Source organism: Vogesella oryzagri, from assembly GCF_040148885.1.
GTDB classification, from domain to species: domain Bacteria; phylum Pseudomonadota; class Gammaproteobacteria; order Burkholderiales; family Chromobacteriaceae; genus Vogesella; species Vogesella oryzagri.
Genome location: NZ_JBEFLD010000009.1, coordinates 134,346 through 148,135, shown reverse-complemented (window position 1 = coordinate 148,135; position 13,790 = coordinate 134,346). Strand labels below are relative to the sequence as shown.

Here is a 13,790-nt window from a genome sequence, read left to right as displayed (position 1 = left end):
GTATTTATCTTGATACATGGCTAAACTGCGGCTCGAGCAGATGACTACCGCGCCGAAAAGTTCCCATGACATCGACAATTCCTGCCCGCATCACCCAGCAGCTGCCGTTTGCCATCAGCCAGCTGCCCCTGCTACGCCAGCTGTTCAACTCGGTCCAGCAACGTGGGCATTGGCGCGGCGGGGTGCGCCTGCGAGGACACAAACAGCTTTCCAACCATACTCCCATCCGCTCGCTGCCGTTGGCAGGACAGGAACTGGCGATCCCGCTGAGCCATGGTCGCAGCAGTGCGCAGCCCTGTGTCCAGGTTGGTCAACGGGTATGCAAGGGCGAGGTGATCGGTGATGGCCCGGCGGGTACTGTCTGGGCGCACGCCTCTACCTCCGGCGTGGTCACTGCCATCAAGGAGTGCTGCCCGGCGGATGGCGACCAGCGCCAAGCGGCGGTGTACATCGCCGCCGACGGGCTGGACGAATGGGCGCCGGCCTGCCGCCCGACGACGGTACTGACCCCCGCCAGCCTAGCGGCATTCGCCATGCAGATGGGGCTGGTGGGACTGGGTGGCGCCGGCTTTCCGACCGGTCTGAAGCTGCAGGGTGCCAGTCCGGACACCTTGCTAATCAACGGCGCCGAGTGCGAGCCGTTTCTTACCTGCGATGATCGTCTGATGCGCGAGCGCGCCGGCGAGATCGTTGCCGCGGCGGCGCTGCTGGCCAGCGTATTCGCCATCGGCCGGGTGCGTATCGGTATCGAACCCAACAAGCCGCAGGCCATCGCCGCACTGTGGCAGGCCGCGGTCGGCAGCGACTGCCACATCGAAGTGCTGACACTGCCGCTGCGCTACCCCGCCGGCGGCCAACCCTTGCTGATCAAGAGCCTAACCGGGCGTACGCTGGCGCCTGGCAAGCTGCCGGCCGAGGTGGGGGTGATGGTGCTCAATGTCGCCACCGTCTATGCGCTCGGCCGCGCCGTGCTGCACGGCCGACCACTGGTCAGCCGCATTGTCACCATCAGCGGTGCAGTAGCACAGCCAGGCAATGTCGAGGCACCGATCGGCCTGCCGGTGGCCAGCGTGCTGGCGGCAGCGCAAGCGCAAGGCGATGGCAGCGTACACATTGGCGGTCCGATGATGGGCCGCAAGCTGGCCGATGCCAGAGCCGTGATCAGCAAAACCACCAGCGGGCTGCTGGTGCAGGCCGAGGCCTTCCTGCCTGCCGCGCAAGCCAGCCGGCCCTGCATCCGCTGTAACCGTTGCGTCGACGCCTGCCCGATGTCGCTGCGCCCGCTGCACCTGTTGGCCGCCTGCCAGCAGCAGGATCGCCCCGCCCTGCAGCAGGAGCAGCTGGGCGCCTGCATCGAGTGCGGCGCCTGCAGCCATGTCTGCCCGAGCAAGCTGCCGCTGCGCGACAGCTTTCGTCAGGCCAAGCGCACCATCTGGCTGGGAGTCCGGTCATGACCCTGCGCCCCAACAGCGTCAGCGGCATTATGCTAACCGTCGTCCTGGCCCTGCTGCCGGGCACTGTGCTGCATGCCTGGCAGTTTGGTCCCGTGGTCTGGCTGCAGGCCGGTTGGTGCATCCTGCTGGCACTGCTGATGGAAACCTTGTGCCTGCACCTACGGCGCGAAGACATCAGGCACGGCCTGGGCGATATGAGTTGGCTGGTATGCGGCTGCCTGATGGCGCGCGCGCTGCCACTGCTATCGCCGCTCTGGCTGATAGCGCTCGCCACGCTGGTGGCTCTGGGGCTGGTGAAGCATGGCAGCGGCGGCCTGGGCAAGAATCGTCTCAACCCGGTGATGGCCGGTCTGGGCGTGGTGGCGGTCTGCTTTTATCAGCTGCAGTACCCGGCGCCCGGTTTCCAAGCACCTTGGACGCTGCAGCTCGATATCCCCACCATCCTGCAGCAACAGCTACAACTGGTGCCCCGCCTGCAACTGGATGCGCTGAGCAGCGCCACACCACTTGCCCACGAGCGGCTGGATGCCCCGGCACCGCTGCTGTCCTGGAGCGGCTATCTTGCCGGCGGTCTGCTGCTGGCGTTGCTGCGGGTCAGCCGGCTGGAAATCCCGCTGGCAATGATGTGCAGCTCGGTGCTGCTGTGCATGGCCGCCGGTCACAACCTACAGGAAAGCCTGCACAGCCTGACGCTGGGTGGCTATATGTTCGCAGCGTTCTTTATCGCCACCGACCCAGTGACCAGCCCGGACTGCAAGGTTGGCCGCATCCTGTTCGGGCTGACCATTGGTGTGATTACCGAGCTGGTGCGCGAGTTCGGCCTGTACGCCGACGGCCTGTGCTTTGCCGTGCTGGCGGCCAACATGCTGGTACCGCAGCTGAACCAGCTGGCCCGGAAATTCAATCCGCCAGGACAGGGCTGGCAACCTACGCGCGAGTAACCCTCCACCTAGAAATTACAGGTAACAGCCAATGGCAAGCCAATAATTCACTCCCACGGTCAGAACAGGCCGTCATGCCTAAGCGCTAGCATGACTGTTGTCTGACAGGAGCTGTGAATTGTCCCGGCTTTTGTGGCCACTTTCGGATGACTGGTGAACATCATAAAGCTGCCGGTTAATGCATCCAGCCCAGATGGCTGCTTTGGCCGAGTTTCTGTCTGACACCAGAACCGCTTAAAAATTGAGCGCCTTCCGCCACACCCCGCCAATCCATGCATGTGTCACAGCATCCACAGGGTTATCCACTTTTTCTGTGGATGACAATTGCAATGCAACATTAAGGGCAATGCGCTTACCCCCCAGCAACGTAGCGGGCAAAGTTGTCCAGGATCGCTTGCCAGCCCGTGCGCTGTTGCGCTTCAGAATGGGTTTCTTCACTGTCAAATGTGACCGTGACCGTGACATTGTCCAGCCCTGGCACAAATTCAACCACGGCTTCGCGGTCGCCAAAGCGATAGGCAAGCAATGTCTCCGGCACGACCTGGGTGTATTCCCCCGCGAAGTCAAACCCGAAAGAACCATCCTTCGCTTCCATGCGTGATGTGAACTTCCCCCCTACCCGCAGATCAACACTCGCGGCAGTGCTATGCCAATCCGGAGAGGCCGTATTCCAGACTTTGATGTCATCCGGGGAGGTATAAGCGCGCCAGACCTCGGCGATGGGAGCGGCAACGACGGTGGATACGGTGATTTTCATCGGGACTCTGCAACAGTGAGTGAGGCGACGCTTGCAGCCTAATACAAAGGCATGCCCTCCGCCCAGCAACTTGACCAGAAAGGGCAGACGGTTCCGATTCACACGGTACAATTCGCCCCCTCTGCCCTTTTCCCACCCAGCATGAAGAAGCTTCTCTCCGCCCTCCCCTTGGTCATTGCCCTTGGCTACGCCGTCATTGAGCATTACAGCCCCGTTGCCAGTGCCGCCCCCACCGCATCGGCATCCGGTACGGTTGCCACCCGTTTCCGTGACTGCGCCAGCTTGTTCTATCAGCAACAATCACCACAAATCCCTGCGCCGCTGCAGGCAGACGGTGTGCGAGAGTTGTGCTTTGATGACTTCGCCGTCCTACACAGCAGCAGCACCCATAGTCCGGTTTTTGCAGCCGAGAAGCTGTCAGCCCATAGCTTGAGCGATGCCTCAGATGAGAAGCGGACCGACCGTTTTTATGAGGAAGCCCGGCTGCCCAGTGCCGAAAGGGGGCGCCTGGAAGACTATCGCGGCAGTGGTTATGACCGGGGTCATATGGCGGCTGCGGCCCAGCGCACTACACCAGAGGCCATGGCGCAGAGCTTCAGTCTGGCCAATATGGTGCCGCAGGCGCCGGAGAATAATCGTGGCGTTTGGGCGCGCGCGGTGGAAGCTGCCACGCGCAAATATGTCCAGCGCGCGGGGGGTGAGGTATTCGTGATTACCGGGCCATATTACGATTCGCAAGTCGCCCCTCATTATGCCGGGCAAGTGCGTGTTCCCGATGCTCTGTACAAGCTGGTATTCGATCCTGGTTCGGGTAAGTCGTGGGTGTACTGGACGGCAAATACCAATGTGCGAAAGCCTGAACGTCTCAGCTATGGGGAGCTGGTACAGCGCACGGGTATTCACTATTTCCCGAACTTATCCTAAGCATCCTCCGTCAGTCGGGTATTAATCGACTGCCAAACAAAAAGCCCTGCCATTACGCAGGGCTTTTATGTTGTACCGGGGTGATTAGGCCACTGCCAGTTGTTCCAGCGCACCACCGTTATCCAGGTAGGCCTGTACCCACAGCGGCTTGCGGCCACGACCGGTCCAGGTCTGCGACGGATCCGCCGGGTTCTGGTATTTGGCTTCTACCGGTTTACGTGCGGTAGTGGCCTTTTTAGCCAGGTCGTCAGCACTCAGGCCATATTGCGACATCAGCGCCTGCACTTTTTTCAGGGCTTCGGTTTTTTCGGCAGATTGTTTACGTACTACCTCGGCTTCCACTTGGTCACGCAGTGCGTACAGTTCCGACATGGACAGTGATTGCAGATCCATATAACCCCCTTTATTCATTGGTATGGTCAACATCATCGCCAACCTTTCTCTCAGCTTAGTCAGTAATTGAGTTAGGCGGCAGTTTAATGAGCCGATATTACGGGATTCGTTCCCACCATACCAGTGCGGCAGACATTTCAGCAGGCACACCCTGCGAAACTGTCGCCTGGAGTTTATCCATGTTGCCCTGCCAATATTGAATGGCAAGCGATGGCATCTGATGCACTGGCCGCCGTCGAATTGTGGCCCCAAACGTATTAACCACCCTCTAAACCCCAACCCAATTCCACAAAAAAAACATCCCGACCACCCCCGGGATGTTTTATGCCCTACCACCAGCTAAGCAGCCTGCCCGCCAGGGCGGACAGTTTGCTGCTGACGAAGTCCCAGCTGTCACGGGCGATGGCCATCACCGCCAACGTCAGCGTGTCCCACAGCCCCTGGCTGGCCGAACGCCAGGCACATTCCGACACCGTGTCCTGGCGGGCTTCACGGGTAAAGCTCCACTTTTTTTCAGCCGGCAGGATGGTGACGATCTTCTCGACCAGCGTCACCAGGCCATAGCCCTCCTCAGCCGCAATGGCACAAACCTGGCTGGGCGGTAGCTTGAATACCCGGCATACCTGCGCCACCTTGGCCTCGATGTTCTGCCGTTGCCAGGGACCGGGATGGTTCTTCACCCAGTCCCATTCGCGGCACGGTTCGATCTTGTCGACCTGGCTGACCACCAGTACCACCGGGATGGCGCGGTCCCACAGTTCTGGCAACAGCACCTGTTGGTAGAACTGTTCGTCGATGCTCAATGCGCGGTCATCGCCCTTGATCACCCACAGCACCAGATCCAGCTCCGGCAACAGCCGGCGATACAGCGCGGTGTATTCCTCGTGGCGGCTGCCGCTTTCGCCGACGCCGGGCATGTCGATCAGTGACAGGCCTTTGCCGTGCTGAATGGACCAGTCGATTTCCTGCGGACTGCGGGTGCAGGCTTCCACTGCGCTGACTTCGGCTACCTCGCGGCCAAACAGTGCATTACACAGGCTGGACTTGCCGGCGCCGGTCTTGCCCATCACGCCGATGGTGGCATGGTAGTTGACCACCGCATGCAGCCGGTCACGCAGCTGTTGCAGCTCGTCTAGGGTCAGGCGGATGCCAGCACTGGCCAGCAGGGAGATGATTTCTTCCGGCAACCCTGCCGGTACGTCTGGTTGTCGAGTGGATGGCATAGGGTTCCTTTCGCCGGCGATCCGGCATAAAAAACGCCACCTGGATTCAGGTGGCGTGGTGTTGGTGAGTAGTCAGTTCAGGTTTGCGGGCACTGCTGCCGGATGCGCGTGAAGCTCTGCTGCAAGCGCTCGGGGAGTCGTTGCGTGGTCGACATTTCGACATCCAGTGCCAGGAATTCCTGCTCGGTATATTCCTTCTGCAGCTGCGCCAGACCGCACTGACAGAACACGGGGGAGTTCCGGGCAGAGCAACTGCGCAGAAAGCCGTTCTTGGTGTCATTACCGTACTCGTTGCCACCCGAGCAGGCGGCCAGCAGCACCGCCAGCAGCCCGCACAGTAGGGTCTTGTTCATGGTATTGCTCCCTGCTGGATGTACGTCAGCCAGCGGATTAGAGATAAAAGCCCAGCTTGCCCATCACACCTTTGAAGGCGATATAGCCAACGAACCAGCCGATGGCCTGTGGGCCGACCAGCCAGAACACTTTCTTGCGCAGCAGATCCACCCCACCGGCAGCAAACACCAGGTCCGGCATAGCAAGCCGGCGAATGGCATCGCCAACCACTACGCCGATGGTGGTGGTCGTGGTACCGACGATCAGCATGGCGACATAGCCAAAGAAGCCGAGATAGATCGATGACGAGAACACCGCCATCACGGTGAGCAGCAGGAAGATGGTGAAGCAAATCAGCAGCTGCTTAAGAGTGCGTGCTTGCATGTGAAGACCTCTGACAATGAAAGGCGGAGCGATCAGGCCCCGCCGGTTGTTACTGGTCGCGCGAAAGGACTACGGGCTCGCGACGCATGCCTGGCAGCAGGATATGAATCGGCGGAGAGACCGTCATCGCACGCGGCGGGCGCATCAGGCGCAGTTGCGTGGCGACTGGGCGGAGAAGTCGCTCGTCAGCGCCCAGCCAATGACCTTGCCGGCGCCGGCATTCGGGTCAGCCTGGCTGTAATCGGGTACCGTCGCCAGCTGCACCCAGCCCCCCTTGGCCACCGCGGTAACGGTGACCGGCGAGAACACCTTCAGCAGTTGCTTGTTCGCCTGCCGATCCGGTGTGGCATACAGGTAGACCGGTTTCGGAAACTGCAAGCGGCCATCGCTGCCCACCTTGCTCTTCGGTGCCAGACACGCGCCGACCCCGGGGGCGGCCTGCGCCGTCGCTGCCAGCACCAGGCCCAAGACGGTCTTGATCACGACTTTTTTCATACTGCTCTCCCTTATCTCAACGGGTCGTACGGCAGCGTGCCGCAAAACCCTCATCACAAAATTGACGACCAAACCCGGTGGCCATCGTGGTCCTCATCCAATCAATAACAACTAATTTCGATGAGTTTCAACTTTTAAAGCACTTCATGTCAATCGGTTGAGCATCCACCATTTAAGTTGACATGGAGGATGTGATGCCACAGATCGATGAGAAAGCCCTGGCCAAGGTGATCGGCAAGGCGATTGCTCGCCTGCGCCTGGCGCGGGAACTGACACAGGAACAGGTGGCCGAGCAACTGGGCATCGGCAACGAGGCGGTATCGCGCATGGAGCGCGGCACGGTGATGCCAACGGTGGCCCGGCTGGTGCAACTGGCGGCCATCTTCGACTGCGAAGTGACGGAACTGCTGAATGAAGTCAGCCCGCGGCTACAGGATCAGGCACAGCACCTGAGTCGCTTGCTGGCCACACTGGGTGATGCCGATCGGGTGCTGGTGATCGACGTGGTGGAAAGACTGGTACAGCGCCTGGGCAAGCCAGACTAACGCCAGCAAGAAAATGCCCCCACGGTCGGGAAACCGCGAGGGCCAAATAGAGCATGTACCGTCCGGAGATCGAGGAGAAACCGTACATGTCTTCAGCGTAGTGAACAGGTATGGGCGACGGCCAGCCCTTTGTACTGAACACACCGTTCACCCCTCCCCCGGTATCTGACTGGCCTTGCCCAGTTGCCGTGTCAGCCGGGTCGTTCTAGTCGGCGTTGATGGTTTCGTGACGTCGCCTTCGGCTTCCCCCTCTGGATAGAACTCTTCCAGCAGCTGCGGCACCTCCTCTACCGTATCCTCAAACTGGCCGTTGCCGAGTAGCGCTTTGGCTGCTGCCTCCAGTTGTGCGGTATCAATCCCCGCTTCCAGCGCCTGTTCCGCTTCTGCCCTTGCCTGTGCCACCACCTTGCTCAGGTCGTCACCGTCACGCAGCGTCAGATCGACGAAGTACACCGGGGTCCGGTAAGACTGGGTGGTGGTCTTGGCGCGCAGTCGCAGCAGCAACGGCAGGTAGTGTGTCAGGCCGCCGCTGACGGCTTCGAAATATTTCAAGCGGGCGGCCAGCGTGCGCACCGAGTTGTAGCCGGTGGTGCGGAAGATGAAGGTGCCCAATGCATCCTGCTGGCCATCCACCTGCACATTGAGGCGACCATACAGCTTGCAGCCAGTACTCTGGCCAAAGGGACAACGGTCGGGACCGGGGCATACCACCTCTTCCAATCCTTCCTTGCCAGCTCGTCGGGCGGTGTCGCCATTGCCGACGCATAGCGGCCGACCACTCTGGCGGTCAAAGGCGCTGTATTCGGCGCGCAGGTTGAGTTCGCTGCTATTGAACAGCAGCCGTACCGGAATGGCACGGACCTTGCCGTTAGCGGCCTGCTCTGCCAGCGGCTGATGCAAGGGGTGCAGCAACCAGCCGTCGCGGTTCTGTACCTGGGTGGTGAGGGTGAAGCTGTCGTCCTTCTCCGGCAGCCACTTGTTGTCCTTCTGGATCAGCTTGCCAATGCTGATACGCCCGATCACGGGCGGGGTGATGGCGAGTCCCTTGATCATGCGGAATTCCTTTCAGTGTGAATGACAAAGCGACGACTGCTGCTGACGGGTTTGCGGTATTGCTGCAGCAAGCCGGGATAGTCGGCCGTGAGCCGCTCCAGGTCCGGCTGCTCGCGGTCCTTGGGTTTCTTCCAGCTGATGCGGCCGTCGGCAAACACCGCCCCGGTGGCATCGCCCAACACCGTCTGCAGCTGTTGCCGGGTGCATGCTTCCTGTTGCTCCAACGCTTCGCGTTGTTGCCGTAGTGCCAACAAGGTGTGGAACAGGCCATTGGCTTCGGTGGAATCGGACAGGTCAAGGGTGGTGCCGTTGTCGCGCGGGAACAGCCAGTTCAGTGCCTGGCCGGCATCCTCGGAACCGTCCGGCGGCGGCGGTTGGTCGAAACGCACCAAGGCCCAGAAGTCGCGTTCGCGGGCGATCAGGTCGGCGATCTTGTCGTCGTCGCGCTCCACCCGGTAGATACGGAAATCCTGGCCACCGATCAGCACCGCCACGTCAGCCCAGGCCAGGCCGGTGACCGCCAGCTGGTGCAACACCTGGCACTGGTAAGCGACAGGAATGCCGTCTTCCCACTGCGGCGCACTGTGGTAACTGGCGGTCTTGATCTCCAGAATGCCCTGCCCCAGTTCGGGACAACGCACCTCGCGATCCAGGTTGGCCAGCATGTGACGCTGTTCAGCATGCTGCAGTACCGCGTTGACGCGTCGCACCCGCCGCCCGGTTTGTTCGGCGTAGACATTGGCCAGTATCGGTTCCAGCACTGTGCCCCACAGCACTGCCTGTTTGCCGGACAGGTCTTCCGGTTCGCGGCGGCCGGTTTTCTCCAGCCATAGCGTCAGCGCGCTCTTGTACGGGGAGAGCCCCACCGCCGATGCGGCATCGGACGAACCAATGCCCAGGCCGCGAATCGCCAGCCATTGCTGACGGGACAATTCCAAAGTAGATGCCAGGCGCAGGGCCTGGCCGTAACGTTCTCGCATCACATACCTCCAGACGGCATAACGCCCAGCGGGAAACCCCGGCCGGGCGGATCAGTAACGAAAAGGGAAAGCGGACAGCCCGGTGACTGCCATGCGGTCAGCCGGGAAAGATGGCAACGAGCCAACACAGGGAACAACTGAGAGATAGAGAGCAATGATCTGCCGCCGACCACGTGTGCGGCCAACAGGGATCAGGCAACCAGCAGGTCGGCAGGTAGATTTGGGGAGTAGCGCAGCAGCACCGCGCGTAACGCGGGCCAAGTCGGCTGCGGCGCACGGCGGAAGAACCGGCCTGCCAACGTCACCAGGGAGGTGGTTACCCATGCCCGGTCAGGGGGTGTGCCGTCATGCGTGACGATCCAGTCGGTGATGGCCCAGCCCAGCGCCTCCACCACCTCGTAGTGCCAGACACCAGGAAAGCCGTCGTCGAGTACCGCCCACAGTTCGGCTTCCAGTTGCACCACCAGCGGCGCGTACTGTGCCAACTCGGCATGCAGTTCGCGCGCGCCTTGGCCCCATACCGACAGCAACGTCACCACTTCGTCCTGCCCGTCATAGGGCAGACGGGCCTCGCTCCACGAACAGAAGTCGCGCAGCCCCATCACCAGCCCGGCAGCGGCCAGGCAAACGGCGGATTCGCTGGCCATGGTTCAGCCCAGCAAAACCAGCGCACGCTGCAGCGCCTTGTCTTTCAGCTGTGCCCCCTGACCGAACCAGGCGGAATCCAGCCGGTAGTCCTGGCTGCGCGCGCGGCGGCGATGATCGACGTATTCGGTAACGGCATTGACCAGCCCCCAGGCGGTGTTACGGCTGCTGGACAACAGCGCCCCCATGCCGCCACCGGCATACAGCACCGACAACTGCTGCATGGCGCGGGAGGTGACCGTATCGTCGCCCTCTTCTTGCTCCGGTTCCTCCAGCACCTCGGCAAAGTAGCGGCGGGCCTCTTCTGGTGACACCGACCGGCGGCTGAGCCCCTTGATGTCGCCGATGAAACGATCCCAGGCCGACAGGCCAATGCCCAGCGACTCCTTCACCGCCTGCGGATCGAATACCGTCGAATGCGGTACCTTCACTGCACCACGGCTTTCGCCTACCGCCAGCTGCAGCGTGTTGTTGCACACCACACGGATGGAGGTGAACTGCGCGGTGGTACACAGCGTGCCGTCGCAGCTGGTGGCCAACAGCAGATAGGCTTTGACCCGGTCTCCACCCTTGAGCAGCGTTTCCTGGCCAGTCCGTGCCAGTGCCCACAGTTTGCGCCCGCCCTTCAATACCCCAGCCGTTTCCAGCTCGAAGCCGCCGGCATGCACCAGGTCGTTATAGAAGTGCAGTACCTCGTGTGGCTGCACCACCTTGTACCGTGGTGACACCACCGACAGCGGTGCCAACGTGTCCGAGCGGTACAGCACCTTGGCATCACTGTGTAGCCGGATGTGCATGCCATCCAGGGATACATTGAACAGCACATCACTTTGCTCAATGGTCCAGTTCATTCCCGCCTCGTGTTGCCACACGTCCAGCGGTTGTTGTTCCGTCAGTTGATTGCCCAACCCATGCCAGGGCGTGGCCCCGACAAAGGCCATGGTTTCTACCAGATGTGCCATCTCACCTTCTCCATGAAAAATGCCCCAGACAGTGCCGGGGCAGATCGAGATTGCCGAGCGTCATGACAGACTTCGGCGCGCTTCAAGGTAGTGATATGTGGCTGAAAATTTATAGAATCCCTCCAACAAACCGGCAGAAGTTCGGCTAAAGCGGTCCTTCCGCTGCTTGCTAGGCAACGGCCGGTTTACGCAGAATTTCGGACACGCTCCTTGTCGGGCTACGAAACCAAGTGCGCAACTGTCCTGCTACGGGAGCGGTGGCTGTCATATCTTTAACGACCACTCAGCCTGTTTGTTGACACTCGTCACGAATACCAGCCAGAGCCAATTTGAGTTCGCTTGAAAGCTCCTGCAGTTCCAAGATTTTTCGATCGACCACACCAATCTTGTCAGCAAGAATGGCACGCTTCTGTTCCGGGCTGAAGCTGTGATTGGCCCATGCGTCCAGCAGCTCCTGAATTTCGCCCAGAGAAAACCCCAAAGCCTTGGCCTGCCGGATCAGGCCCAGGCGTCGAATAGTCGACGCATCGTAACGGCGGTAGCCGTGGCGACCTTCTGGTCCGCGTTCGGGCCTGATAAGGCCTATTCGTTCGTAGAAACGAATGGCATCACGTGTCATCCCTGTCTGTTCGGCCAACTCTCCGATCCGCACGATCGAACTCTCCCGCTAAATTTAGTCTTGACCCTGGACTATACACCAATGTTTACAGTACCCATTCCAACAGCATTGGCTGGCTTCCGAAGTGCCCCTAATGGGCTGACAATCAGGTAAAAACATGACGCAAGGAAAAATCGCATTTGTCACCGGTGCTACCGGATTGCTGGGTAACAATCTTGTTCGTTTGCTGCTGGCGCAAGGCTATCGGGTCAAGGCTTTAGCCAGGTCCGAACAGAAAGCCAGGGAGCAGTTCGGGGAGCTGATAGGCAACCGCCTGGAGGTGGTGCCGGGCGATCTCACGCGTGTCGAGGGGTTTGCAGCAGCATTGCAGGGCTGCGATGTTATGTTTCATACCGCAGCTTACTTCCGTGAAAGCTACAAAGGTGGCCGCCATCTGGCCGCCCTGCACAAGACCAACGTCGAGGGCACGCAAAACCTGCTTAACGGGGCATACGCTGCTGGCATTCGACACATGGTCCATATCAGCTCCATCGCAGTATTGGGTCGCAATGGCTCAGGATTGACCGACGAGAGCATGGTGCTGCCAATAGCGGAGGCACCGGATGATTATTACCGCAGCAAGATTGAAACCGACGAGGTGATATTCACTTTTCTCGACCGTCACCCGGACATGCACATTTCCCTTGTCTTGCCCGGCTGGATGCATGGCCCGGGCGATCTTGGCCCCACTTCGGCTGGGCAGTTCGTAGCGGATTACCTGCAACAAAAAATTCCGGGAGTGGTCGATGCGGCTTTCTCCGTGGTGGATGCCCGCGATGTGGCGCAAGTCGCTTTGGCTGCCAGTAAAACGGGGGAACGGGGTGAGCGCTATTTGGCCGCCGGCCACCCAGTCAGCATGGCCAGTCTTTTGCAGGCGATGGAGTTTGTCAGCGGCGTACCCGCCCCGCGTCGTAAACTGCCGCGCACAATGTTGTATGCCATCGCTTTTTTGCAGGAGGTTTATGCGCGGCTGACTGGAAGGCCGGTATTACTCAGCTTGGCTACGGTAAACAATATGGCAAACGACTACGGAAGAAAATTCTCGGCGGACAAAGTCCGGAGGCGGTTCGGCCTAGGCTTTAGACCCATGGCAGAAACGTTGGCAGACGAGGTCATGTGGATCCAACAAAGAGCCACTCGAGAGGATATGCACAAGCCTAGCAAAGTACACTCCGGTTAATAAATGCGAGCCGTCGATCACTCTAGATGGGATAGACGACCACTTAGGCCGATCTGCCGCTGACCAGGCTGACGCATCCTTAGTGGGCCAGCCTGAGCAGACACTCGCACCGCTATGCTAGTAGCTGCTTTACGGAGCCAGGTTGACATTGTGAATCCGACAGCACTTTGTCTGAATCAGTCGGCCTGTCAGTTCGGGCCTTGCTCCGTTGCCTTCCAGCAATCTAGTGCCTGAATCTGCTGGAACCATCGTCTAACTTGACCAAATTGACTGAGCGGGAGCTTGGCACGATGCCAATCGCCAAGCGGTGCAGCAATGGCAAGATCAGCAAGTGATAGCCGGTTGCCACAAATCCACTTCCGCTCGGCAAGGTGTGTATCGAGAACCTGACAAGCCTCGACAAACAGAGCTTCAGCCCGGTCGACTTCAGTTTGGATGGCAGGCCCTAACCCTGCCATTTCCTTGATTGAATTTTCCCAGTTAAGGGTGCTGATCGCTGGCATCAAGTGCTGGCCGCACCAGTACATCCAGCGACTCGCATCTGCACGTGCTCGTGCTGTTTCAGGATGCAGTGACTTATCCTGCGCCAACTCGGACAAGTACTGCATGATGGCGTAAGACTCCCATAGCACATAGCCTTCATCTTCAAGAACGGGAACCTGATGATTCGGGTTCAGCTTCAAGAATGGTGGCGTGTTTTGCTCGCCACGAAACAAATCAACTGATATCAGCTCAAGCCGTATGCCAAGATGTCGTGCTACCAGAAGCACCCGGCGGCTACAAGAAGAAAGAGGATGGTAGTAAAGACGCATGGCTCACACTCCAGTGTTTGACCTTAAGTGATGCCATCGTATTCGCAGGTG

The 13,790-nt window shown here is 59.9% G+C and carries 17 protein-coding genes; 5 read left to right on the top strand and 12 right to left on the bottom strand.

Annotated elements, in window-relative coordinates:
* Window positions 1-65: 65 nt before the first annotated feature.
* On the top strand, window positions 66-1,454 hold the full coding sequence (gene rsxC, locus ABNW52_RS16685) for an electron transport complex subunit RsxC (protein ID WP_349590270.1): 1,389 nt from the start codon (window positions 66-68) through the stop codon (window positions 1,452-1,454).
* On the top strand, window positions 1,451-2,395 hold the full coding sequence (locus ABNW52_RS16680; RefSeq protein ID WP_349590268.1) for an RnfABCDGE type electron transport complex subunit D: 945 nt from the start codon (window positions 1,451-1,453) through the stop codon (window positions 2,393-2,395). Before rsxC ends, ABNW52_RS16680 begins: the two co-directional genes overlap by 4 nt.
* A 352-nt stretch (window positions 2,396-2,747) precedes the next feature.
* Here the strand turns inward: ABNW52_RS16680 and ABNW52_RS16675 are convergent, their stop codons facing one another.
* A complete protein-coding gene (locus ABNW52_RS16675) occupies window positions 2,748-3,152 on the bottom strand; it encodes an SRPBCC domain-containing protein (RefSeq protein WP_349590265.1) in 405 nt (134 codons plus the stop codon).
* 141 nt (window positions 3,153-3,293) lie between these two features.
* Between ABNW52_RS16675 and ABNW52_RS16670 the strand changes: the two genes are divergently transcribed.
* Window positions 3,294-4,076, top strand: coding sequence for a DNA/RNA non-specific endonuclease (locus ABNW52_RS16670; protein ID WP_349590262.1), 783 nt, complete (start codon window positions 3,294-3,296; stop codon window positions 4,074-4,076).
* 84 nt (window positions 4,077-4,160) lie between these two features.
* Here the strand turns inward: ABNW52_RS16670 and ABNW52_RS16665 are convergent, their stop codons facing one another.
* From ABNW52_RS16665 to ABNW52_RS16645, 5 genes are all read right to left on the bottom strand, one after another.
* Window positions 4,161-4,469: an H-NS histone family protein gene (locus ABNW52_RS16665; RefSeq protein WP_349590259.1), complete on the bottom strand. Its 309-nt coding sequence runs from the start codon at window positions 4,467-4,469 to the stop codon at window positions 4,161-4,163.
* 329 nt (window positions 4,470-4,798) lie between these two features.
* The gene (locus ABNW52_RS16660; RefSeq protein WP_349590257.1) at window positions 4,799-5,692 is read right to left on the bottom strand and encodes a GTPase family protein; all 894 of its coding nucleotides are present in this window, start codon (window positions 5,690-5,692) and stop codon (window positions 4,799-4,801) included.
* A 77-nt stretch (window positions 5,693-5,769) separates the two neighbouring features.
* Window positions 5,770-6,045: a hypothetical protein gene (locus tag ABNW52_RS16655; protein WP_349590255.1), complete on the bottom strand. Its 276-nt coding sequence runs from the start codon at window positions 6,043-6,045 to the stop codon at window positions 5,770-5,772.
* Between the two features lie 37 nt (window positions 6,046-6,082).
* The gene (locus ABNW52_RS16650) at window positions 6,083-6,409 is read right to left on the bottom strand and encodes a hypothetical protein (protein WP_349590253.1); all 327 of its coding nucleotides are present in this window, start codon (window positions 6,407-6,409) and stop codon (window positions 6,083-6,085) included.
* Window positions 6,410-6,553: 144 nt separating this feature from the next.
* Entirely contained in the window at window positions 6,554-6,904 is a 351-nt protein-coding gene (locus ABNW52_RS16645) for a hypothetical protein (RefSeq protein WP_349590250.1), read from the bottom strand.
* 194 nt (window positions 6,905-7,098) lie between these two features.
* On the opposite strand from ABNW52_RS16645, the gene ABNW52_RS16640 reads away from it, so the two are divergent.
* Window positions 7,099-7,449 carry a helix-turn-helix domain-containing protein gene (locus tag ABNW52_RS16640; RefSeq protein WP_349590247.1) on the top strand — a complete coding sequence of 117 codons (351 nt, stop codon included), beginning with the start codon at window positions 7,099-7,101 and terminating at the stop codon, window positions 7,447-7,449.
* A 147-nt stretch (window positions 7,450-7,596) separates the two neighbouring features.
* Here the strand turns inward: ABNW52_RS16640 and ABNW52_RS16635 are convergent, their stop codons facing one another.
* From ABNW52_RS16635 to ABNW52_RS16615, 5 genes are all read right to left on the bottom strand, one after another.
* Entirely contained in the window at window positions 7,597-8,502 is a 906-nt protein-coding gene (locus tag ABNW52_RS16635) for a recombination directionality factor (protein WP_349590245.1), read from the bottom strand.
* Window positions 8,499-9,482 carry a YqaJ viral recombinase family nuclease gene (locus ABNW52_RS16630; RefSeq protein ID WP_349590242.1) on the bottom strand — a complete coding sequence of 328 codons (984 nt, stop codon included), beginning with the start codon at window positions 9,480-9,482 and terminating at the stop codon, window positions 8,499-8,501. The genes ABNW52_RS16635 and ABNW52_RS16630 overlap by 4 nt, the downstream gene beginning before the upstream one ends.
* Window positions 9,483-9,673: 191 nt before the next feature.
* Window positions 9,674-10,129, bottom strand: coding sequence for a hypothetical protein (locus tag ABNW52_RS16625; protein ID WP_349590240.1), 456 nt, complete (start codon window positions 10,127-10,129; stop codon window positions 9,674-9,676).
* Window positions 10,130-10,132: 3 nt separating this feature from the next.
* A complete protein-coding gene (locus tag ABNW52_RS16620) occupies window positions 10,133-11,089 on the bottom strand; it encodes a DUF932 domain-containing protein (RefSeq protein ID WP_349590238.1) in 957 nt (318 codons plus the stop codon).
* A 283-nt stretch (window positions 11,090-11,372) separates the two neighbouring features.
* The gene (locus ABNW52_RS16615; protein WP_349590235.1) at window positions 11,373-11,741 is read right to left on the bottom strand and encodes a MerR family transcriptional regulator; all 369 of its coding nucleotides are present in this window, start codon (window positions 11,739-11,741) and stop codon (window positions 11,373-11,375) included.
* Window positions 11,742-11,865: 124 nt separating this feature from the next.
* Between ABNW52_RS16615 and ABNW52_RS16610 the strand changes: the two genes are divergently transcribed.
* Window positions 11,866-12,927, top strand: coding sequence for an SDR family oxidoreductase (locus ABNW52_RS16610; RefSeq protein ID WP_349590232.1), 1,062 nt, complete (start codon window positions 11,866-11,868; stop codon window positions 12,925-12,927).
* A gap of 188 nt (window positions 12,928-13,115) precedes the next feature.
* Here the strand turns inward: ABNW52_RS16610 and ABNW52_RS16605 are convergent, their stop codons facing one another.
* Window positions 13,116-13,739: a glutathione S-transferase family protein gene (locus tag ABNW52_RS16605; RefSeq protein WP_349590230.1), complete on the bottom strand. Its 624-nt coding sequence runs from the start codon at window positions 13,737-13,739 to the stop codon at window positions 13,116-13,118.
* Between the last annotated feature and the right edge of the window lie 51 nt (window positions 13,740-13,790).

Bases quoted from the DNA above. Each gene is read 5' to 3' on its own strand.
- rsxC (WP_349590270.1), top strand. From the start codon at position 66: ATGACATCGACAATTCCTGCCCGCATCACCCAGCAGCTGCCGTTTGCC.
- ABNW52_RS16680 (WP_349590268.1), top strand. From the start codon at position 1,451: ATGACCCTGCGCCCCAACAGCGTCAGCGGCATTATGCTAACCGTCGTC.
- ABNW52_RS16675 (WP_349590265.1), bottom strand. From the start codon at position 3,152: ATGAAAATCACCGTATCCACCGTCGTTGCCGCTCCCATCGCCGAGGTC.
- ABNW52_RS16670 (WP_349590262.1), top strand. From the start codon at position 3,294: ATGAAGAAGCTTCTCTCCGCCCTCCCCTTGGTCATTGCCCTTGGCTAC.
- ABNW52_RS16665 (WP_349590259.1), bottom strand. From the start codon at position 4,469: ATGGATCTGCAATCACTGTCCATGTCGGAACTGTACGCACTGCGTGAC.
- ABNW52_RS16660 (WP_349590257.1), bottom strand. From the start codon at position 5,692: ATGCCATCCACTCGACAACCAGACGTACCGGCAGGGTTGCCGGAAGAA.
- ABNW52_RS16655 (WP_349590255.1), bottom strand. From the start codon at position 6,045: ATGAACAAGACCCTACTGTGCGGGCTGCTGGCGGTGCTGCTGGCCGCC.
- ABNW52_RS16650 (WP_349590253.1), bottom strand. From the start codon at position 6,409: ATGCAAGCACGCACTCTTAAGCAGCTGCTGATTTGCTTCACCATCTTC.
- ABNW52_RS16645 (WP_349590250.1), bottom strand. From the start codon at position 6,904: ATGAAAAAAGTCGTGATCAAGACCGTCTTGGGCCTGGTGCTGGCAGCG.
- ABNW52_RS16640 (WP_349590247.1), top strand. From the start codon at position 7,099: ATGCCACAGATCGATGAGAAAGCCCTGGCCAAGGTGATCGGCAAGGCG.
- ABNW52_RS16635 (WP_349590245.1), bottom strand. From the start codon at position 8,502: ATGATCAAGGGACTCGCCATCACCCCGCCCGTGATCGGGCGTATCAGC.
- ABNW52_RS16630 (WP_349590242.1), bottom strand. From the start codon at position 9,482: ATGCGAGAACGTTACGGCCAGGCCCTGCGCCTGGCATCTACTTTGGAA.
- ABNW52_RS16625 (WP_349590240.1), bottom strand. From the start codon at position 10,129: ATGGCCAGCGAATCCGCCGTTTGCCTGGCCGCTGCCGGGCTGGTGATG.
- ABNW52_RS16620 (WP_349590238.1), bottom strand. From the start codon at position 11,089: ATGGCACATCTGGTAGAAACCATGGCCTTTGTCGGGGCCACGCCCTGG.
- ABNW52_RS16610 (WP_349590232.1), top strand. From the start codon at position 11,866: ATGACGCAAGGAAAAATCGCATTTGTCACCGGTGCTACCGGATTGCTG.
- ABNW52_RS16605 (WP_349590230.1), bottom strand. From the start codon at position 13,739: ATGCGTCTTTACTACCATCCTCTTTCTTCTTGTAGCCGCCGGGTGCTT.